Here is a 19,452-nt window from a genome sequence, read left to right as displayed (position 1 = left end):
CTGAAGCATCACAAATAGGTCAGAGGGGTTTACAACGCCACCGTAGGTGGCATGTCGATTTCGCCGACGTGCGAATCCCCGAGCGCACACTGAGCGAAAGGCCCTGGCGCTTATGAACACCACGGTCAGCTGCGAGCTGCACCTGCGCCTCGTTGTGTCGAGCGAGTCCTCACTGCCTGTACCCGCGGGCCTGCGGTATGACACGGCCGATCCCTATGCCGTGCACGCCACCTTCCACACCGGAGCGGAGGAGACGGTCGAATGGGTTTTCGCCCGTGACCTCCTTGCCGAGGGGCTGCACCGGCCCACCGGCACCGGAGACGTCCGCGTCTGGCCATCTCGAAGTCACGGCCAAGGCGTCGTCTGCATCGCACTGAGCTCCCCGGAGGGCGAAGCCCTGCTGGAAGCCCCGGCAAGGGCCCTGGAGTCGTTCCTGAAGAGGACCGACGCCGCGGTACCGCCCGGCACCGAGCATCGTCACTTCGACCTCGATACGGAGCTCTCACACATCCTGGCCGAGAGCTGAGCCAGGCCGAGAGCTGCGGGACGCCGTCCGACTCGGGGAGACGGCGTCACGCGGACAACCCCATAGGGCAGACACCGGCGCCGTCGCCGCGGAACCCACCGCGGCGGCGGCGCCGGTGCGCGTACGGCGGGGGGCGCCGGAGTGCGGGCGGCGGGGTACGCACGGCGGTGCGGCGCCGGGGTGCGTACGGCGCGGGCTACGGGAGTCCGGCGCAGCGAGACATTGCCACACCCGCACCATCCGCCCCCTGCACCCCTCGCCTCCCGCCTGAGGGGCCTCCAGGGCCACCAGGAGGCCCCTCAGGCTCCGGCAGCTCGGTCCGCCGAGGAAAGGGGCTCCCCTCCCCCGCCGAGCCCGCACCGGGCCATGGGCGCCTCCGTCGAGCCAGTAGAGTCACCCGGCATCGGCGGACGCCCGTCCGCCGGAGGCCAGGGAGCGAAACGTGCTGATCCCTCACGACACCCGGATCGCCCTCGACGTGGTGGTCGATCTGGTGAACACCGCACCCCAGGAGGACACGGGCGACGGGCTCGCGGAGCTCACCGCTCTCTACGCCTTCGCGGAGCGCCACCACATCAGCGGCGTCGGCGCTCTGGGCGACAAGGACCTGCGCGCCGTACTGGACGTCCGGAGCCGGTTCGCGGAGATATTCGCGGCGCCCGACGCCCGCACCGCGGCCGACCTGGTCAACGCCCTGGTGGCCGCGGCCGGCACCACGCCGCAGCTCACGGACCACGACGGCTACGACTGGCACATCCACTACTTCGCGCCTGACGCCTCGATCGCGGACCACCTCGCCGCCGACTGCGGAATGGCCCTGGCCTTCATCGTCGTCGCCGGGGAGCAGGACCGGCTGCGGCGCTGCGAGGCCCCGGACTGCCGGGACGCCTTCGTCGACCTGTCGCGCAACCGGTCCCGTCGCTACTGTTCCAGCCGCACCTGCGGCAACCGGCTCCACGTCGCCGCGTACCGGGCCAGGCGCCGGGAAGCGGCAGGCTGACCGGCCTCGCGCCCCGCACCCCCGGCCACCGTCGGGTGGGGGCCGGACCCGCGGGACGGCGGGTGTCCGCGCCCGTCGGCCGCTCGCGGGGGGCCGGCCGCTCACAGGAGGAAGAGATCGTGCAGGGCGGCCATCAGCAGCAGGCCGCCGACCACCGTCAGGAAGATCATCAGCGGCGGCTGGGAAAGCGCGAAGAGGCAGCCACGCGGCTCCTCGGCAGGGGGTGCGGGGGCGTCGCCCCGGGATGTGTCCACCATCTCGTAGCGATCATGACGCAGAGTCGCCCCTGCCCGCGATCAACAGAACCCCTCGCAGGGGTAGTTCACCCGCTCCGGGTCGTACGGATTCGCTCCCCCGTCCGAAGTCCCCGCACGCGTTCGTCCCGTACGCCCCCTCGGGCGCGTCAGGCAGGACGCACCTCCCGGTCCGCCCCGACTGCGTCAGCGCGGGGCGGCGCTGGAGGCGCGTACGACCAGCTCCGGCTGGAGCACCACGCTCCGGTGCCGGTGGCTGCCGTCCTCGTCGTCCGCCTCCTCCAGGAGGAGCTCCGCCGCCATCCTGCCCATGACCACGGCGGGCTGCCGGACCGAGGTGAGCGGCACGGCCGCGGCAGCGGCGAACTCGATGTCGTCGTAGCCGACGATGGCGACGTCCTGCGGCACGCGCACGCCCGCGGCGTACAGGGACTGCAGGACGCCGAGCGCCAGCAGGTCGTTGGCGCAGAACACCGCGGTCGGCCGGGGGACGAGGCCGAGCAGCCTGGCCCCGGCGTCGCGGCCCGCCGCCACGTCCAGCCGGTCGGACGGGATCTCGACGAGCGCCTCGAGGCCGAGCCCCGCCTCGGCGAGGGCGGCGAGGGCGCCCTCGCGGCGGTCCCTGATCTGGTGGAGGTCGCCGGGCCCGCTCACATAGGCGACCGAGCGGTGGCCGGCCGACACGAGGTGCCCGACGGCGAGCATGCCGCCCCGTACGTCGTCCACGGAGACGGCGCAGGTGTCGGTGGACGCGGCCACCCGGTCGACCAGCACGTACGGGATCCGGTGGCGGGCGAAGGCCTCGAGGTTGCCGCCGGTGGCGTCGGCCGGGGTGACCAGCACCCCGCAGACCCGCTGCTCGGCGAAGAGCCCGAGGTATTCGGCCTCCTCCTCCTGGCTCTGGCCGCTGTTGCAGACCATCACGCCGAGGCCGGCGTCCCGGGCCGCACGCTCGGCGCCCCGGGCGACGTCGACGAAGAACGGGTTGCCCATGTCCAGCACGAGCAGCGCCATGATGCGGCTGCGCCCCGCCCTGAGCTGCCGGGCGGACTCACTGCGTACGTATCCGAGGTCCTCGATCGCCGCCAGCACGCGGGCCCGGGTGTCGGGTAGCACCGCCTCGGGACGGTTGATCACATTGGAGACCGTGCCCACCGAGACTCCGGCCTGCCGGGCCACGTCCTTGATCCCTGCCACACGCCCCACTTGCCCTGCCCCACTGCTACTTGTCGCCGCCGCGCGGCCGGCGCCGGGTCATCGGTCCGCCCACGGTCGCACGACGTGGTCCGGACATGTCGCCGCCCGGACGGCACGCCGCTGCATTGAATTGTTTCAATCCGCTCGCGACGCTAACCGGACCTGCGGGAGAGCGTCAAGATCGACGCGCCGCCGAACGAATATACCGAGACGACGGACTCAGGCGTACCGTTCGGCACCGGGCTGCGGCATGAATCGATTCACACCCTGCACATCGCCCCGGCACGCCTCGCCGGTGGCCGTGAGCGGGCACGGCCCGAACGGTCCGTCCCGTCAGATCCCGTGCTTCTTCAGGATCGCCTCGATGTCGCTGAAGTCGTCACCCGGTGCGGCACCCTGCTCCGGCTTCCTCCTCGGCCGACCCTGCGCCTGCGGGGCCGACGCGCCGGCGCCGGTGGTCAGCGAGGGCGACGGAGCGGCCGGCGCGACCTCGGCGTCCCGCCCGGCGGCCTTCGCGGCCCTGCGCTCCTTACGGCTCGAACCGCTGCGCCGCTCCACGGCACGTGTGGTCATGAAGAGCAGCCAGGCCACGGCCAGCAGGCCGAAGCCGATCCAGACACCCGGTTTGAAGGCGATGCCGGACACCCACTCGACGACACCGGTCATCACCAGAGCGACGGGCACCAGCGAGTAGGCGAAGATCCGGGTCGCCGCCAGGAACCGTTTCCGGTAGGCGGTGATCGCGGCGATGCCGAGACCGGCCGCCGACACCGCGGAACAGATGGTCTCGGCAAGCATCGGAACCTCCAGCGATCGGGACTTGTCCCTTCCATCCTGCACCGGCCACCACCGCGGGAGCCACGGCGCGGGACCACATCAGGGACTTCTCAGGGCCGTGCTCCTCCCCAGGTCCCGTTTGGGAGGCGCGGGTCCGGCCTGGAAGACTGGCCGCATGAGCGAATCCCCCTCCGCAGCACCGGTCGTCCTCGACGTCTGGTGCGAGCTCGAGTGTCCCGACTGCCACCGGGCCCTCTCCGACCTCCACGCCCTGCGCGCCCGCTACGGCGACCGGCTGGAGATCCGGCTGCGGCACTTCCCGCTGGAGAAGCACAAGCACGCGTACGCGGCGGCGCAGGCCGCCGAGGAGGCCGTCGTCCAGGGCAAGGGATGGCCGTACATCGAGGCCGTGCTGGCCCGCACCGCCGACCTGGCCCGCTCGGGTGAGCCCCTGCTGATCGAGGTGGCGGCCGAACTCGGCCTGGACGCGGAGGAGTTCGACACCGCACTCATCGACGGCAGGCACCTGCTGATCGTGGACGCGGACCAGGCCGAGGGAAAGGCGATCGGCGTCACCGGCACCCCGACGTATGTGATCGGGGACGAGCGGCTGGACGGCGGCAGGAGCCAGGACGGGCTGCGCCGGCGCATCGAGGAGATCGCCGACCGCCTGCTCGCCGGCCAGGGCTGACCGGTGCGCGGCCGGGTCCGCTACAACGCCTTCGCCAGGTTGTACTGCGTCACCTCGTAACCGAGCGACTCGTAGAGGCGGAGCGCCGGGGTGTTGGAGGCGAAGACGTGCAGGCCGAGCAGTCCGAGGCCGGCGTCGAGGGTGATGTCCTCGGCGAGGTGCATCAGCGCCCGCCCGTATCCGCGCCCCCGGTGCTCCTCCCGCACCTCGACGTCGAAGACGTAGCCGAGGTCGTCGCCCTCCGGTTCATGGCGTCGCGCCACCCAGACGTGGCCGACGACGGCTCCGTCGTGGACGAGCACGTGGAAGTACATCCCGGGGGTGGCCAGCCCGTCCGGCAGGTTCGTGGCGTGGTCGGTCTCGGACTTGCGCCGGGCCTGCTCCTCCGGCACGCCGCGCTCCATCCAGCTCCGCGCGTACGTCCCGACGCTGACGGTGGCCCACTCGGCGAATTCCCGCTCCGTCATCGGACGTCCGGTGACTCCCGCTGGCAGCGCCGGGGCGGTCCGCCGGAGGGTCTTCAGCATGTTCCGGCTGCGTTCGGTGTAGCCGAGCACGGCCGCCAGGGCCTGGGCAGCGCGGTTGTCCGCGGGGGCCACCAGCCGGACCTGGGTGCACCCCCAGCCGCGGAGCACCTCCTCGGCGGCGAGGGCGGCGATGGTCCCGCGCCCGCGCCTGCGGTGCGCCTCCTCGATGCCGAGCGACCGGAGTACCCCCGCCGAGGGGCCGAACGCGGGGTCGGTGGAGATGCCGACGGCCCCCACGGGCCGCCCGTTGTCGCACACGTCGTAGGTGCGTGCCCGCGCGCCGTCGGCGCCCTGCTGGACCGGCTCGGCCGGCCGGATGGTCGTGGTCATCAGGGTGTTCTATCCGCTGTACCGCCGGCCGTCACCCTCTTTACCGATTCCGGCGATCCGGTGCGGGCCCGCAAGGCCCGCGTCTCACGGGTCGAGATCGTCCGCCGCACGCTCGTCGAAGATCCGCATGGCCTTCGCCGTCACGGGTCCGGGAGCGCCGGGCAGTTCTCTCCCGTCGACCCGGTGGACGGCCTGGATGTCGCGGAGCGTGGAGGTCAGGAAGATCTCGTCGGCGCGCTCGAGCACGTCCAGCGGAAGGTCGGTCTCCTGGGCTCCCGTCCACTCCACCGCCAGCGCGCGGGTGATCCCGGCGAGGCATCCCGAGGCGAGCGGAGGGGTGTGGACACGGCCGTCGAGGACGACGAAGACGTTGGAGCCGGTGCCCTCGCAGAGCTGTCCGACCGTGTTGGGGAAGAGCGCCTCGGAGGCGCCCTGCTCGTGGGCGCGCGCGAGGGCGACGACGTTCTCCGCGTACGAGGTGGTCTTGAGGCCCGTCACCGCGCCCCGCTCGTTCCGTGTCCAGGGGACGGTGACGACGGCGGTGCTGTCGGGCCGGCGGGTCGTCCCGCTCATGGCGACGACCAGGCTGGGGCCCTCGTCACCACGGTCGGAGCCGAGTGGCGAGAGACCTCCGGTGTAAGTGATCCGCAGGCGTCCGAGCTCCACGGGGTTGGCCTCGACGACGGCCGCCACCGCCTGGCGCACGGCGTCGTGATCGGGGTCGGTCAGGCCCAGCCCCCTGGCCGAGCGGGTCAGCCGCTCCAGGTGACGGGTGAGGGCGAAGGGCCGCCCCCCGGCCACCCGGACCGTCTCGAAGATGCCGTCCCCCACGGTCAGCCCGTGGTCGAGCACGGACAGGCGGGCGTCGTCGGCGTCCCGCAGCGCTCCGTTGACCCAGATCCTCATGACGCGGTCCTTCCTGTTTCCTGGTGTACGCCCGACGCCGTCCCCTGGTGGGCGCCCGACGCCACGTCGAGCAGCCTCGCGGCCTTGAGCTCGGTCTCCGCCCATTCGCGCTCCGGATCCGAACCCCAGGTGATGCCGGCTCCGGTGCCGAAGCGGAGGAGGGGGGCGGGCCCGGTGCGGTCGATCCAGAAAGTACGTATGCCGACGGCCAGCTCCGCGGTGCCCCGGTCGGCGTCCACCCAGCCGACCGCTCCGCAGTAGGGGCCGCGCGGGGACGTCTCCAGCGCCTCGATGATCCCCAGCGCGCTGGACTTGGGCGCGCCGGTGACGGAGCCGGGCGGGAACGCGGCGTTGAGCAGTTCGGGCCATCCCGCGCCGTCGGCCAGCCGCCCGCGCACGGTGGACACGAGGTGGACGAGTCCGGGGTGCTTCTCCACCGCGCAGAGATCGGGAACGCTCACGCTGCCGGGCACGCAGACCCGTCCCACGTCGTTGCGGACCAGATCCACGATCATCACGTTCTCCGCGTGGTCCTTCTCCAGCAGATCGTCCTCGGTGCGTCCGGTTCCCTTGATCGGTCCGGACTCGACGGTCCTGCCGTCGCGCGCGAGGAAGAGCTCGGGAGAGGCGGTCGCGATCTCCACACCGTGGGCCGGGAGCCGGATCGTGCCCGCGTAGGGGGCCGGGTTGCCGCGGGCCAGCAGCGCGGTGAGGGCGTCCACGTCGGCCCTCGGGCCGGGCAGCGGGGCGGACAGGACCCGGCAGAGGTTGGCCTGGTACACCTCGCCGGCCGCTATGTGTTCACGGATCCGTCGGACGCCCGCCGTGTAGGCGGCCTTGTCGAGGGAGGACGTCCAGTCCCCGGGGGCGGGCCCCCGCCAGGCGCCGGGCACCGGGAGCGGTACCTCCTCGCGCCGCACGTCGTCGAAGCGGGCACAGACGAGGCCGCCCTCGAAGTCGGCACACACAGCCCAGAAGCCGGTTGATTCGAGAGCCGCCGGATCGCCGGTGACGTCCCGCAGACCGGAGGCGACGAGGCCTCCGAAGCGGGCGAGGGGGGTGAGGTCGCGCACGTGACCGAGTCTAGGACGGCACGCGATGACCTGCGGCGGGTGGCGGTGGCGCAGCACGCTGCGCAAACGCGTTTTTGTACTGGCCCGGGAATCCGCTAGAGTTCAACACGTCGCCGGGACGCGCAAGCGGACCGGGAAAGACAAGCGGACGTAGCTCAGTTGGTAGAGCGCAACCTTGCCAAGGTTGAGGTCGCCAGTTCGAACCTGGTCGTCCGCTCGCAGAAGGTGGGGGATCTTCCCGAACCCTCATCCCTGGTGGAGTGGCCGAGAGGCGAGGCAACGGCCTGCAAAGCCGTCTACACGGGTTCAAATCCCGTCTCCACCTCCAAGGACGATTAGCTCAGCGGGAGAGCACTTCCCTGACACGGAAGGGGTCACTGGTTCAATCCCAGTATCGTCCACCGGTCCGCGAGGACCCCCGCGCGATTAGCTCAGCGGGAGAGCGCTTCCCTGACACGGAAGAGGTCACTGGTTCAATCCCAGTATCGCGCACGCAGTACACGCAGGGTCACCCTGCGCGATTAGCTCAGCGGGAGAGCGCTTCCCTGACACGGAAGAGGTCACTGGTTCAATCCCAGTATCGCGCACCATCCGAAACCCCCGGTCGTCGAGACGACCGGGGGTTTCGTCGTGCGGGGTGCGGATCAGCCGGTGAAGAGCTGGGTGGCCTTACGGGCGAGCTCGTACAGTCCGTAGGCGAACGGCACGGCGACCCAGAGCCAGACGAACACCATGAGTGGCTTATGACTGCTGGTGGACACGGGGGCTCCTTTCCGGTGCCTCGTGGAAGCGCGCGTGGACCGGGCGAATGCATTCGTTGGCCACGAAGCCGACGACCAGCAGCCCGATCATGATCGTGAGGGAGGTCGTGTAGAGGCTGGGGCCGCTGTGTCCCGCACGCTCCCCCGCGTCCGCGACCCGGTTGACGATGAGCGGGCCGAGCACCCCGGCCGTGGACCACGCGGTCAGCAGCCGGCCGTGGATGGCTCCCACCTGGTACGTGCCGAAGAGGTCCCGCAGGTAGGCGGGAGCGGTCGCGAAGCCTCCGCCGTAGAAGGAGAGGATCACGAGCGCGCAGCAGATGAAGAGCGGCTTGGAGTCGTTGCCGAGCTGGGCGATGACCACGTACATGAGCGCGCCGACACCGAGGTAGATCCGGTACATGTTCTTGCGGCCGATCAGGTCCGAGGTGGAGGACCACAGGAGGCGGCCGCCCATGTTGGCCAGGGACAGCAGGGCGACGAAGCCCGCCGCCGCGGAGACCGAGACCGGGGTGGAGGTGTCCGCGAAGAAGTCCTGGATCATCGGCACGGCCTTCTCCAGGATGCCGATGCCCGCCGTGACGTTCATGCAGAGCACCACCCACAGGCACCAGAACTGCGGTGTGCGCAGGGCGTTGCGGGCGGAGACCTGGGCGTTCGTGACGAGCCTGCGGGTCTCCTGCTTCGGCTGCCAGCCGTCGGGGAGCCAGCCGTCCGGCGGCACCCGCACGAGGAGGACGCCGAGCGCCATGAACGCCGCGTAGACGATCCCGTGGACGAGGAAGGCCGTGGCGATACCGGAGCGGTCGGTCCCGAAGCGCTCCAGCATCCCGGTGGACCAGGGCGAGGCGATGAGGGCGCCGCCGCCGAATCCCATGATGGCGATACCGGTCGCCATGCCGGGACGGTCGGGGAACCACTTGATGAGGGTGGAGACGGGCGAGATGTAGCCGATGCCGAGGCCTATGCCGCCGATGAAGCCGTAGCCGAGGACGACGAGCCAGTACTTGCCGGTCGCGGCGCCGAGCGAGGCGACGAGGAAGCCGGAGGAGAAACAGACCAGCGAGACGAACATGGCCCAGCGGGGGCCGTTGCGTTCGACGAGGGTTCCGCCGAACGCGGCGGAGAGGCCGAGCATGACGATGCCCAGCTGGAACGGCAGAGCACTGGCGGTACCCGAGAGGTCGAGAGCGGATTCGAGCGGAGGCTTGAACACGCTCCAGGCGTAGGCCTGTCCGATGGAAAGGTGCACGGCGAGCGCGGCGGGCGGCACGAGCCAGCGGCTCCACCCCGGGGGCGCGACAGTTCGGGACCTGTCGAGGAAGTTCATGCAGCCGCACTCTAGGCACCAGCCACGGCGATGACTAGATCATGAAGGGAACTCCGTCGACCGTATGCAATGCGGGCCCGGGCGACGCGCCCGGACCCGCCCTGCGGCAACACCCGTTCAGGAGGCGGGATCAGGAGCTGAACAGCATCCGGCCGAAGCTCTTCTGGCGGTGGTGGCCGCCGTAGTGACCGCCCTGGTGCGGCGGCGCCCCCCAGGCGGGGGCCTGCGCGGCGGGGTACGCCTGCGGGGCGGGCGGCGCGGGCGGGGCCTGCTGCGCCCACTGCGACTCCAGGCGGGTCAGGGACTCCAGCTCGCCGTAGTCGAGGAATATCCCGCGGCAGCCGCTGCACTGCTCGATCTGGACGCCGTTGCGGTTGTAGGTGTGCATCTGGGCATGGCACTTGGGGCACTGGATCATCGAATCGGCTCCTCAGTCGTGAGACGTCGCCGGATGCATGCCCGGCGGCGGTCGCTTCACCCTACGACGCGGGTTCGGACACCAACTCGGGCGGGAGGGAGGCAATTCGGACACATGCATCGATCATCAACTGTTCCACCTCATCCGGACTCCGCTCCTCCGCGACGGACTTGGCCAGGGCGAGCGCGGCCGTCTGCACCGTGAGCGCCCGCGCCGCCACGTCGAGCTCGGGCCACGGATCCCCTTCGGCGCGCACGGCCGGGCCGTCGGCGGCCCGGTAGGCCCCGAGGAAGCGGAGCCAGACACCGGGCGACAGCAGCCCGGCCGCGTACCAGGCGGCGGGCCGTGCCAGGTCCCAGGCGGGATCGCCGAGGCCCGCGTCGTCGACGTCGATCAGCAGCCAGGGGCCCCGGGGGGCGGGGTGCCGGACGAGCTGGCCGAGGTGCAGATCGCCGTGGCAGAGGTAGCCGTCCCGGTGTGCGGGCATCGGATCCTCGGCGCGGGCCCAGCCGGGCAGCCCCCGCCAGGCGGCCAGTACCGGCGCCGCGGCCGTGCCGTCGGCTCCGGCCCGGCACATCCGCGCCACGGCCCGGGCGGCCTTGACCGGTCCACGCATCGGCGGGAGCGGACGGGGCGGCGTGGTGCGGTGCAGGCGGGCCAGGAGGACGGCTGCTTCCTCCCAGGGTGCGGCGTCCGGCTCCGACGGGTCGACGGGACGGCCGTACGGCCAGAGGCTCACGGTGCGGCCCCCGGCGCTGCCGGGCGGGCCGTCCGGGGCGGGGAGCGGCGGGAGCAGGATTCCGGCGAGCGCGGGCGAGGCGGCCAGGGACAGCCGGGCCAGGAGGGCGGGGGTGTCGGAGTCGGCGGCGTGGGCCTTGGCGACGACCGGGCCGCTGCGGACCACGGTGCCGTCGGGCCGGTCGGCGAGCACCTGGGGCGGGGGGCAGGAGCACGCCGCCGTTCCGGGGTGCGCGCTGTCGTGCGCGAGACCGCCCAGTGCGCGTACGACAGGGGTGGTGGTCATCGGCTCCGCTCCCGCGGGGTGATCGGCCGGCCGGGCGGCAGGCCACGGCAGTGATCGTACGCGGCCGTTCCGGAAAGGGTCCGGACAGCGCGATGTCCGGCCAGCTCCCCAGCTGGCCGGACAAACGCTGCCGTCCGCCGCACCCCCGTCCCCACGGGGCTGTTGGCCGGATGTCCCGGTCCGGACCGCTCTTCCGGACCCGGGGCGCCGCTCAGCGCCCCAGCATCACGCCCACGGACGACGCCTGTGTGACCACTGCGTCCCAGCCGCCGAACACGACGACCAGCAGGGCCGCCAGAGGAAGAACCATGGCTGTCGCCACCAGTGGGTGGCGCGTGCCGGACGGGCGTGCGCCGAACGAGGCGTACGCCCTGCGTCCTTGCGCGCGGATGATGGTCCGCGCGGCCGTGTCCGCCATGGTTCCTCTCCTGACCTGTTCCGGAGCGGCGGGCGTCTGGCCTCGGGGGACGAGTTCCACGCCCGCCGCTTGATTCCAAGACTAGGGAGAGGCCTGCCACCCGGCGTCATGCCCGCGTACCGAATGGCAGGCCTCCCGGAGGATGAGCCGGGCCCCTCCGGTGTACTCCCCTGGGTGGAGAAGCCGTGGTGGTTACGGCACTCAGCACCTAGGGGTGGGCGTAGATCTCCCTGGTCACCGGGAGGCGGTGTTCGAGGGGAGGTGACTTCACTCACTTCCACCACACCCCGGCGGCCCGCTGTCTCCACCCGGCGGCCTGCCCTGGAGGCCACCACTTCGTGCGTCCTGGTCGTGTCACCCGCGTCCACGACTATTTCCACACGATCACCCTTCATTGATCCAATCCCCCTTCTGCGACGGTCCTTTGAGATCTCGCACGGGCCACGGAACCTGGATCGCCGGTTCCCTGACCACTCCTCAATCCTCCCGCCGGGCACTGACAATCGGTGGGCCGGCGAGGGCGCGGCCTCTGAGCGCGCCGCGCCACGGGTACGTAAGCTGTGCCTCGTCAGGCGGACCGGCAGCGGGGATGGGCAGACGATGGCGATGATGCGGCTCCGGCGCGAGGACCCGCGTGTCGTCGGATCGTTCAGGCTGCACCGGCGGCTCGGCGCGGGCGGCATGGGCGTCGTCTACCTGGGCTCCGACCGCAGGGGCCAGCGGGTGGCGCTCAAGGTGATCCGGCCGGACCTGGCGGAGGATCAGGAGTTCCGCTCACGCTTCGCGCGCGAGGTGTCGGCCGCCCGGCGGATTCGCGGCGGCTGCACGGCCCGCCTGGTGGCCGCCGATCTGGAGGCCGACCGGCCGTGGTTCGCCACGCAGTACGTGCCCGGCCCCTCCCTCCACGACAAGGTGGCCGAGGAGGGACCTCTCCCGGCCGCCGAGGTGGCCTCGATCGGGGCCGCGCTGTCGGAGGGTCTGGTGGCGGTGCACGAGGCCGGGGTCGTCCACCGCGATCTGAAGCCGTCGAACATCCTCCTCTCCCCCAAGGGCCCCCGGATCATCGACTTCGGTATCGCCTGGGCGACGGGGGCCAGCACCCTCACCCATGTCGGGACGGCAGTCGGCTCACCCGGTTTCCTGGCGCCCGAGCAGGTACGCGGCGCGGCGGTGACGCCCGCCACGGACGTCTTCTCGCTGGGTGCCACCCTGGCCTATGCGGCGACGGCCGATTCACCCTTCGGACACGGCAGTTCCGAGGTGATGCTCTACCGCGTGGTCCATGAGGAACCCCATCTGTTCGACGTGCACGACGCGCTCGCGCCACTCGTACGGGCGTGTCTGGCGAAGGACCCGGACGAACGGCCGAGCACGCTGCAGCTCTCCATGCGGCTGAAGGAGATCGCCGCGCGCGAGGCACAGGGGCTGCATGAGCGGCGGCCGCCCGCGCAGCGGAGCGAGCAGGAGCTGGACCGGCCGACCGGCCGGCTGGAAGGCCCGTACACCGAACAGTCGACCCGGCGTACGGCCGGAGGGCACGCGCAGACGTCGCGGGCTCCGGGGCGGCGCTCGACGCAGTCGTCCCGCCCGGCCGCCCCTCGTACCGGTGGCTCGCAGTCGCGGGCCCCGCGCGGCGGGTCGCGCTCCGGTCAGCACCCCCAGGGACCGAAGGGGACGAACGGCAGGCAGGCCTCCCGGCCGGGCGTCCGGACGACGTCGGCGGGAAAGACCGGCAAGCGGCGGCCGGCCAATCCGCGGCTGCTGCGTCAGAGGCTCGTCGTCTTCGTCGTGGTGACGCTGCTGGTCGCGCTGGGGATCGCGGCCGCGCAGGGCTGCCAGGGCCCCGCACGCGGGCTGGGCGGCACCCCCTCGCACACGTACCACGGAGTGGCTGTCGACCCGGTGGAGGCGGACAGCCCCTGAGGCTTCCCGTCGCCCTCCCGGGCCCTGCGGGGTACCGCGTCGCACCAGGTGCGGCCAGGGCCGGGGCAGGCCCCTCGCACTGGAACGCGAACAGGCCGAGGCACTACCCGGGAGGGGCCGCCGAGCGCACGTGGGCCGGACACGGCTTCACGCGCCGGCGTGGGCTCCGACGGTGGAGCGCGTACCTCAGGCGGGGTCGGCCCGGGTCGCGTAGAAGGCGACGGCTGAGGCGGCGGCGACGTTGAGCGAGTCGACCCCGGCGTCCATCGGGATCCGCACATGGGCGTCGGTCGCGGCGAGCGCCTGGGGGGTGAGGCCGTCGCCCTCGGTGCCGAAGACGAGCGCCAGCTTCTCGTTCCGCTGTGCGACGAGTTCGTCCAGGGTGATCGACCTGTCGCTGAGGCACAGCGCGGCAGTGGTGAAGCCGGCCTCCCTCAGCAGGGTGAGGTCATCCGGCCAGGACGCCAGGCGCGTCCACGGCACATGGAAGACGGACCCCATGGAGACCTTCACCGCCCGCCGGTAGAGCGGGTCGGCGCAGCGCGGGGTGAGGAGGACCGCGTCGACACCGAGTGCGGCCGCGTTGCGGAAGGCCGCTCCGAGATTGGCGTGGTCGACGATGTCCTCGAACACCGCGACCCGCCGTACGTTCCCCGGCACCGGGGACAGCAGCGCGCCGACGCCGGGGAGAGGCTTGCGCTGCATGGAGGCCAGGGCCCCGCGGTGCACGTGATAGCCGGTGACACGCTCGGCGAGGGCCGGAGTGACCGCGTAGACCGGTGCGGTGGCCGCCTCGATCACATCGCGCATGACGTCGGTCCACTTGGCGGAGAGCAGCATGGACCGCATCTCGTACCCGGCGTTGGCGGCACGCCGGATCACCTTCTCGCCCTCGGCGATGAAGAGACCCTCGGCGGGTTCCCGCCGTCGCCGGAGCTCGACGTCGGTCAGGCCGGTGTAGTCGCCCAGGCGGGGGTCGTCCGGGTCGTCGACGGTGATGAGTTCAGCCACGGGGTGCTACTGCCTTGTCGGTGGGGACGGTGTACGAGGGCGAGGTCGGTGTACGACGGCGGGGACGGTGTACGACGGCGGATCAGTCCTCGAGCGGCCCGGCCGGGTCGGGGCCGACGGCGACGACGTCACCGATGACGATGACGGCCGGCGGCCTGACCTCCTCCGCGACGACCTTCTCGCCTACGTCGGCGAGGGTCGCGTCGACCCTGCGCTGGGCCGAGGTGGTGCCCTCCTGGACCAGTGCCACCGGTGTCGCGGGAGACTTCCCGTGGGCGATGAGGGCACGGGAGATGGCGCCGATCTTGTCGACGGCCATCAGGAGGACCAGGGTGCCGCGCAGCTGCGCGAGGGCTTGCCAGTCGACCAGTGAGCGCGGGTCCTCGGGCGCCACGTGCCCGCTGACCACGGTGAACTCATGGGCGACGCCCCGGTGGGTGACCGGGATCCCGGCTGCTCCGGGAACGGAGATTGAGCTGGAGATCCCGGGGACGACGGTGCAGGCGATGCCCTCTGCGGCCAGGGCCTGCGCCTCCTCCATGCCACGGCCGAAGACGAACGGGTCGCCGCCCTTGAGACGGACCACCGCCTTGCCCGCCTTGGCGTGGTCGATCAGCGCCTGGTTGATGGCCTCCTGCGCCATGAACCGCCCGTACGGGATCTTCGCCGCGTCGATCACCTCGACGTGCGGCGGGAGTTCGTCGAGCAGGTCGCGGGGGCCCAGCCGGTCGGCGATGACGACGTCGGCCTCGGCGAGCAGACGCCGGCCCCGGACCGTGATCAGGTCGGGGTCGCCGGGGCCGCCGCCCACGAGAGCGACGCCGGGCGCCCGGGTGCGGTGGTGCGGGGCGGCGAGGGTGCCGTCGCGCAGGCCTTCCACGATCGCGTCGCGGACCGCGGCGGAGTGCCGGGGGTCACGGCCCTGCGAGGTGGTGGAGAGGACGGCGACCGTGATGCCCTCGCTGCGGCCGGTGGCCGGGGTCCAGGCGGTCGCCGCCTCCGCGTCGTCGCTGCGGACGCACCAGGTGCGGGTGCGCTCCGCCTCGGCGGACGCGGCGTCGTTGGCCGCCGCGTCGGACGACGCGACAAGGGCGTACCAGGTGTCCGTGAGGTCGCCGTCCTGATACCTGCGGCGCTCCCACCGGATCTCACCGGTGTCGGCCATCGCCTCGACGGACGCGGTCGCCGACGGGGAGATCAGGGTGATGTCGGCCCCGGCCGCGATGAGGGCGGGCAGCCGGCGCTGCGCGACCTGACCGCCGCCGACGACGACGACGCGGCGCCCGTTCAGGCGCAGTCCGACGGGGTAGGCAGGGTGATCGTCGTACTCGGCCATGGTCGTGCGGGCTCCTCGTGCAGGGTGCGGTGTGCTGCGGGCCGCTGCGGCGGTGGAGCGGCGGTGACGCGGGCTGGGTGAGGCGGTGACGCGTGGGAACACGATACGGGGTGGTGGGCGCGGTGGCCGGGGCGGTGCGGCAGGCTCGTGGCCGGGCTCGGCGCCGCCGGGAGCGGGCTCTCCCCGGCGTCCGGGGCAGAGCGACCTGGAGACGGACTGCGGTCGCCGGCCGGCGCCGTGTCCTCGCCGTGGCCGGCCCGGGAAGGTCCGCGGTGACGACCCCGCTGCACGGGTTCGTCACCGCCGGGCCGGAACGGTGCCCGGACGGGCCGGTCGGGCGCGTCCGGGCACGGTGTCGGCTACTTCTCCGTGACACCCGCGGAGTCGAAGGTGGCCACGTCGTGCATCGCGCGGGCCGCGCTCTGCACGATGGGGAGCGCGAGGAGCGCGCCTGTGCCCTCGCCGAGGCGGAGGTCCAGGTCGACCAGCGGGCGCAGGCCCAGCTTGTTCAGGGCCGCGACATGGCCTGGTTCCGCGCTGCGGTGGCCCGCGATGCACGCGGCGAGCGCCTCGGGGGCGATCGCCCGGGCGACCAGCGCGGCCGCACCGGCGCTCACGCCGTCCAGGATGACCGGCGTGCGGAGAGAGGCACCGCCCAGCAGGAAGCCCGCCATGGCGGCGTGCTCCAGACCGCCGACCGCGGCCAGCACTCCGATCGGGTCGTTCGGGTCGGGCTGGTGCAACTCCAGGGCGCGGCGGACGACATCGACCTTGCGGGCGTGCATCTCGTCGTTGATCCCGGTGCCGCGGCCGGTGACCTCCGCAGGGTCCATGCCGGTGTAGACACAGATCAGCGCGGCGGACGCGGTGGTGTTGGCGATGCCCATCTCACCGGTGAGCAGGCCCTTGTTGCCGGCCGCCACCAGGTCGCGGGCGGTCTCGATGCCCACCTCGATCGCCGCGAGTACCTCCTCGCGGGTGAGCGCGGGACCGGTGGTGAAGTCGGCCGTTCCGGGGCGGACCTTCCTGGGCAGCAGGCCGGGCGTCGCGGGGAGTTCGGCGGCCACACCGACATCGACGACGCAGACCTCGGCGCCGACCTGGGCGGCGAAGGCGTTGCAGACGGCGCCGCCACCGAGGAAGTTGGCGACCATCTGGGCGGTGACCTCCTGCGGCCACGCCGTGACGCCCTGGGCGTGGACCCCGTGGTCACCGGCGAAGATCGCGACGGCGGCGGGCTCCGGGACGGGCGGCGGGCAGAGCCGAGAGAGCCCGGACAGCTGGGCGGAGATGATCTCCAGCATGCCGAGCGCTCCGGCGGGCTTCGTCATCCGCTTCTGGCGTTCCCACGCCTCGCCGAGCGCCTTGGCGTCAAGGGGACGGATGCCTGCGATGGTCTCCTGGAGGAGGTTGTGCGGCTCCTCGCCGGGCAGCGCGCGCCGGCCGTACGTCTCCTCGTGGACGACCCAGGACAGCGGGCGGCGCTTGGACCAGCCCGCCTGCATCAGCTCGGGTTCCTCGGGGAATTCGTCGACGTATCCGACGCAGAGGTAGGCGACGACTTCGAGGTGCTCGGGCAGGCCGAGCGCACGGACCATCTCCCGCTCGTCGAAGAAGCTGACCCAGCCGACGCCGAGGCCCTCGGCGCGGGCGGCGAGCCACAGGTTCTCCACGGCGAGCGCCGAGGAGTACGGAGCCATCTGCGGCTGGGTGTGCCGGCCGAGGGTGTGACGGCCTCCGCGGGTGGGATCGGCGGTGACGACGATGTTCACCGGCGTGTCGAGGATGGCCTCGATCTTCAGTTCCTTGAACTGCTTGGCCCGGGCCTTGGGCAGCGACTTGGCGTACGCCTCCCGCTGGCGCTGGGCCAGTTCGTGCATGGAGCGGCGCGTCTCCGCGGAGCGGATGACGACGAAGTCCCAGGGCTGCGAGTGTCCGACGCTCGGCGCGGTGTGGGCCGCTTCCAGGACGCGGAGGAGGACCTCGTGGGGGATGGGGTCGCTGCGGAAGCCGTTGCGGATGTCGCGGCGTTCGCGCATCACCCGCAGGACGGCTTCGCGCTCGGCGTCGTCGTAGCCGGGGGCGGGGAGGGACGGGGGGGGCCGCTTCCGCTTCGGGCGCGGTCTCGGCCGCCGCCTCGTCGGGCCGGTGGTCTTGCGTGGCCGCCGCGAGCGGCGCCTCCTCGGGAGCCTCCCCGGCGGGTTCCTGGACCTCGGTCGGAGAGACCTCCGTGGCCGGGGCCTGCGCGGCCGGGGCCTCGGTGGGCTGTGCCTCGGCCGCGGGGGCCTGGGCCTCCGGAGCAAGGGCTTCCGGGATCACCGGCTCCGGCGCCTCCGCCTCGAAGGTCTCGGTCTCCGGAGTCTCGATGATCTCGGGGCCGCCGTCGGACTCCGGATCGCCGAGGGTCTGGGGACCGGCCGGCGGTGCGGCGACGAGGTCGGGAGCCGGTGCGGTCTCCACGACGGGCTCGACGGCCGGTGCGGGCTCCGCTACGGGGTCGGGAGCGGGTGCGACCTCCGCGACGGGCTCGACGGCCGGTGCGGGCTCCGCTACGGGGTCGGGAGCGGGCTCGGGCGCAGGCGCTGCCGCCTCGGGCTCGGGCGCTGCATCGGGCTGGATCCCGGGCTGCTGCAGGGTGACCGGCTCCGGGGCCTCGGGTGCTTGCGGGGCCTCGGGTGCGGCCGGTACTTGCTCGGGCTCGGCGGGTGCGGGCTGCTGCGGGAGCTCGGCTGCCTGCTCGGGCTCGGCCACGGGAGCGGGCGCGACGGGCTCGGCCACGGAGTCCTCGACGGGCTCGAACTCTGCCGTGGGCTCGGCCGGGACGGCCGGCTCGGCGGCCTCTTCGGCCGGGGCGTCTGCGGGAACACCGACCGGTACGTCGGTCGCCGGGGCTTCGGCCACCGGCACGTCGGCCACCGGGGTTTCGGCCACGGCCTCCGGCGCGGGCTCGACCGGAGTCTCCGGAACCACGACCGCCACCGGCTCCGGCTCCGGGGCGACCGTTTCTGCGGAGGCGACGGGCACGGCCGGTTCGGCAGGTGCCACAGGTTCGTCAGGTGCCACAAGTCCTGCGGGCGCGACCTGCTCGGCAGGCGCCGCGTGCTCCTCGGGCGCGACGGGCGCCTCGGCCTCCACCACCGCTGCGGGCTCCACCACGGCCTCGGCGGCATCGGCCGCCTCCGGCGTCTCGACCGGCTCGGAGGTTGCCACCGCCTCGGGCTGGGCGGCCGGTTCGGGGGCTGCCACCGCCTCAGGGGTTGCCACCGCTTCGGGAACGGCGGCCGGCTCCGGGGTCGCCACCGGCTCGGGCGGGCCCCAGGCGGGTACGCCCTGCGGCGGGATCTCGCCCAGCTGCGGACCGGGAAGCGCGGACGCGTCGTCGGCCGGGACGTCGACGTGCTCAGGAGCGGTCGTCGGCGGTCCGGCGTGCCGCGCGGGCATCGGGCTCTGCGGGCCTGCCGGCCCCCGGTCCGCGAGCGAGCGGACCACTCCACCGGTCTGCGGCCCCCCGTAGGAGGGCCCCACGGTGGACGCGGGACCGCGGTGCAGCGGGCGCCGGGCGTGCGCGGCGGCGACCGGGACCTGTACGGGCGTGTGGGCGGGGATGCGCACACCGTTGACATCGGTGACGCCGGATCCGAGCGTGCCGTTCACGGGGTGGCCCTGCGCGGTGAACTGCTCGTGCGGGCCGGCCGGTACGGCCGGGGCGTCGCTCCACGCCCCCTGGGAGGCGGGCATCAACAGGAGGTCGTCGTCCTCGGACGTGTGCTCGGAGGGTTCGAGGTAGGTGTAGGCGTCCGGGGCGGGGACGCCCGGCTGCTCCACCATGCCTGCGTTCTCCGGCAGTCCCTCGCCCGGGATCTGGCCGGTGTCAGTCATGCGTACCCCTCGCCCATCGTCAGTGCTCCTTCGCCCTTCGCCCGGGATGCCCGAACCACGGCACGCCGGTG

Annotated in this window: 17 protein-coding genes, 5 tRNA genes and 1 pseudogene; 9 read left to right on the top strand and 14 right to left on the bottom strand. The window is 72.8% G+C overall.

Going from position 1 to position 19,452, the window contains the following annotated elements; translation table 11 throughout:
* The first annotated feature begins 112 nt into the window (after window positions 1–112).
* Together LWJ43_RS27815 and LWJ43_RS27810 are read left to right on the top strand one after the other, a co-directional pair.
* Entirely contained in the window at window positions 113–526 is a 414-nt protein-coding gene (locus LWJ43_RS27815; protein WP_003959770.1) for an SsgA family sporulation/cell division regulator, read from the top strand.
* Between the two features lie 442 nt (window positions 527–968).
* Window positions 969–1,526 carry a CGNR zinc finger domain-containing protein gene (locus tag LWJ43_RS27810; RefSeq protein WP_277334926.1) on the top strand — a complete coding sequence of 186 codons (558 nt, stop codon included), beginning with the start codon at window positions 969–971 and terminating at the stop codon, window positions 1,524–1,526.
* A gap of 101 nt (window positions 1,527–1,627) precedes the next feature.
* On the opposite strand, the gene LWJ43_RS27805 is transcribed toward LWJ43_RS27810, so the two are convergent.
* From LWJ43_RS27805 to LWJ43_RS27795, 3 genes are all read right to left on the bottom strand, one after another.
* A complete protein-coding gene (locus tag LWJ43_RS27805; RefSeq protein ID WP_164493806.1) occupies window positions 1,628–1,783 on the bottom strand; it encodes a hypothetical protein in 156 nt (51 codons plus the stop codon).
* A 183-nt stretch (window positions 1,784–1,966) separates the two neighbouring features.
* Window positions 1,967–2,986, bottom strand: a complete 1,020-nt coding sequence (locus tag LWJ43_RS27800) for a LacI family DNA-binding transcriptional regulator (RefSeq protein ID WP_277334925.1) — start codon at window positions 2,984–2,986, stop codon at window positions 1,967–1,969.
* Window positions 2,987–3,310: 324 nt separating this feature from the next.
* On the bottom strand, window positions 3,311–3,775 hold the full coding sequence (locus LWJ43_RS27795; protein ID WP_277334924.1) for a hypothetical protein: 465 nt from the start codon (window positions 3,773–3,775) through the stop codon (window positions 3,311–3,313).
* 154 nt (window positions 3,776–3,929) lie between these two features.
* On the opposite strand from LWJ43_RS27795, the gene LWJ43_RS27790 reads away from it, so the two are divergent.
* Window positions 3,930–4,445 (top strand): DsbA family protein, encoded by a 516-nt coding sequence (locus LWJ43_RS27790; protein WP_277334923.1) that lies wholly within the window; start codon window positions 3,930–3,932, stop codon window positions 4,443–4,445.
* A gap of 20 nt (window positions 4,446–4,465) precedes the next feature.
* Here the strand turns inward: LWJ43_RS27790 and LWJ43_RS27785 are convergent, their stop codons facing one another.
* The 3 genes from LWJ43_RS27785 to LWJ43_RS27775 form a co-directional block, all read right to left on the bottom strand.
* A complete protein-coding gene (locus tag LWJ43_RS27785) occupies window positions 4,466–5,302 on the bottom strand; it encodes a GNAT family N-acetyltransferase (protein ID WP_277334922.1) in 837 nt (278 codons plus the stop codon).
* A gap of 84 nt (window positions 5,303–5,386) precedes the next feature.
* Window positions 5,387–6,208, bottom strand: coding sequence for an aminotransferase class IV (locus LWJ43_RS27780; protein WP_277334921.1), 822 nt, complete (start codon window positions 6,206–6,208; stop codon window positions 5,387–5,389).
* Window positions 6,205–7,281: a chorismate-binding protein gene (locus tag LWJ43_RS27775; protein WP_277334920.1), complete on the bottom strand. Its 1,077-nt coding sequence runs from the start codon at window positions 7,279–7,281 to the stop codon at window positions 6,205–6,207. Before LWJ43_RS27775 ends, LWJ43_RS27780 begins: the two co-directional genes overlap by 4 nt.
* A gap of 144 nt (window positions 7,282–7,425) precedes the next feature.
* Between LWJ43_RS27775 and LWJ43_RS27770 the strand changes: the two genes are divergently transcribed.
* The 5 genes from LWJ43_RS27770 to LWJ43_RS27750 all read left to right on the top strand — a co-directional run bounded on the left by LWJ43_RS27770 (window position 7,426) and on the right by LWJ43_RS27750 (window position 7,871).
* A tRNA-Gly gene (locus LWJ43_RS27770) sits at window positions 7,426–7,498 on the top strand.
* Window positions 7,499–7,535: 37 nt separating this feature from the next.
* A tRNA-Cys gene (locus tag LWJ43_RS27765) sits at window positions 7,536–7,609 on the top strand.
* A 1-nt stretch (window position 7,610) separates the two neighbouring features.
* Window positions 7,611–7,682, top strand: a tRNA-Val gene (locus tag LWJ43_RS27760).
* A 19-nt stretch (window positions 7,683–7,701) separates the two neighbouring features.
* Window positions 7,702–7,773: transfer RNA gene (locus LWJ43_RS27755), tRNA-Val, on the top strand.
* A 23-nt stretch (window positions 7,774–7,796) separates the two neighbouring features.
* A tRNA-Val gene (locus LWJ43_RS27750) sits at window positions 7,797–7,871 on the top strand.
* A 54-nt stretch (window positions 7,872–7,925) separates the two neighbouring features.
* Here LWJ43_RS27750 and LWJ43_RS33135 read toward each other — a convergent pair.
* From LWJ43_RS33135 to LWJ43_RS27730, 5 genes are all read right to left on the bottom strand, one after another.
* A complete protein-coding gene (locus tag LWJ43_RS33135) occupies window positions 7,926–8,015 on the bottom strand; it encodes an MFS transporter small subunit (RefSeq protein ID WP_413251899.1) in 90 nt (29 codons plus the stop codon).
* Between the two features lie 7 nt (window positions 8,016–8,022).
* Window positions 8,023–9,372, bottom strand: a complete 1,350-nt coding sequence (locus tag LWJ43_RS27745) for an L-lactate MFS transporter (RefSeq protein WP_277334919.1) — start codon at window positions 9,370–9,372, stop codon at window positions 8,023–8,025.
* A 130-nt stretch (window positions 9,373–9,502) separates the two neighbouring features.
* Entirely contained in the window at window positions 9,503–9,790 is a 288-nt protein-coding gene (locus tag LWJ43_RS27740) for a TFIIB-type zinc ribbon-containing protein (protein ID WP_277334918.1), read from the bottom strand.
* Window positions 9,791–9,851: 61 nt separating this feature from the next.
* Window positions 9,852–10,814 carry a phosphotransferase family protein gene (locus tag LWJ43_RS27735; protein ID WP_277334917.1) on the bottom strand — a complete coding sequence of 321 codons (963 nt, stop codon included), beginning with the start codon at window positions 10,812–10,814 and terminating at the stop codon, window positions 9,852–9,854.
* 211 nt (window positions 10,815–11,025) lie between these two features.
* Window positions 11,026–11,232 carry a hypothetical protein gene (locus LWJ43_RS27730; RefSeq protein ID WP_277334916.1) on the bottom strand — a complete coding sequence of 69 codons (207 nt, stop codon included), beginning with the start codon at window positions 11,230–11,232 and terminating at the stop codon, window positions 11,026–11,028.
* 600 nt (window positions 11,233–11,832) lie between these two features.
* Between LWJ43_RS27730 and LWJ43_RS27725 the strand changes: the two genes are divergently transcribed.
* Complete coding sequence (locus LWJ43_RS27725; RefSeq protein ID WP_277334915.1) at window positions 11,833–13,155, top strand: serine/threonine-protein kinase; 1,323 nt, start codon at window positions 11,833–11,835, stop codon at window positions 13,153–13,155.
* Between the two features lie 186 nt (window positions 13,156–13,341).
* On the opposite strand, the gene LWJ43_RS27720 is transcribed toward LWJ43_RS27725, so the two are convergent.
* From LWJ43_RS27720 to cobT, 3 genes and pseudogenes are all read right to left on the bottom strand, one after another.
* Window positions 13,342–14,166 carry a TrmH family RNA methyltransferase gene (locus tag LWJ43_RS27720; protein ID WP_277334914.1) on the bottom strand — a complete coding sequence of 275 codons (825 nt, stop codon included), beginning with the start codon at window positions 14,164–14,166 and terminating at the stop codon, window positions 13,342–13,344.
* Between the two features lie 82 nt (window positions 14,167–14,248).
* Window positions 14,249–15,502 (bottom strand): uroporphyrinogen-III C-methyltransferase, encoded by a 1,254-nt coding sequence (gene cobA, locus LWJ43_RS27715; RefSeq protein WP_277334913.1) that lies wholly within the window; start codon window positions 15,500–15,502, stop codon window positions 14,249–14,251.
* A 359-nt stretch (window positions 15,503–15,861) separates the two neighbouring features.
* Window positions 15,862–19,381 (bottom strand): annotated as a pseudogene (cobT, locus tag LWJ43_RS27710) (nicotinate-nucleotide--dimethylbenzimidazole phosphoribosyltransferase).
* Between the last annotated feature and the right edge of the window lie 71 nt (window positions 19,382–19,452).

It is taken from the genome of Streptomyces sp. JH34 (assembly GCF_029428875.1).
In the GTDB taxonomy this organism is placed as follows: Bacteria; Actinomycetota; Actinomycetes; order Streptomycetales; family Streptomycetaceae; genus Streptomyces.
The sequence above is the reverse complement of the archived record's forward strand: the minus strand, read 5'-3'. Positions and strand labels throughout refer to the sequence as shown.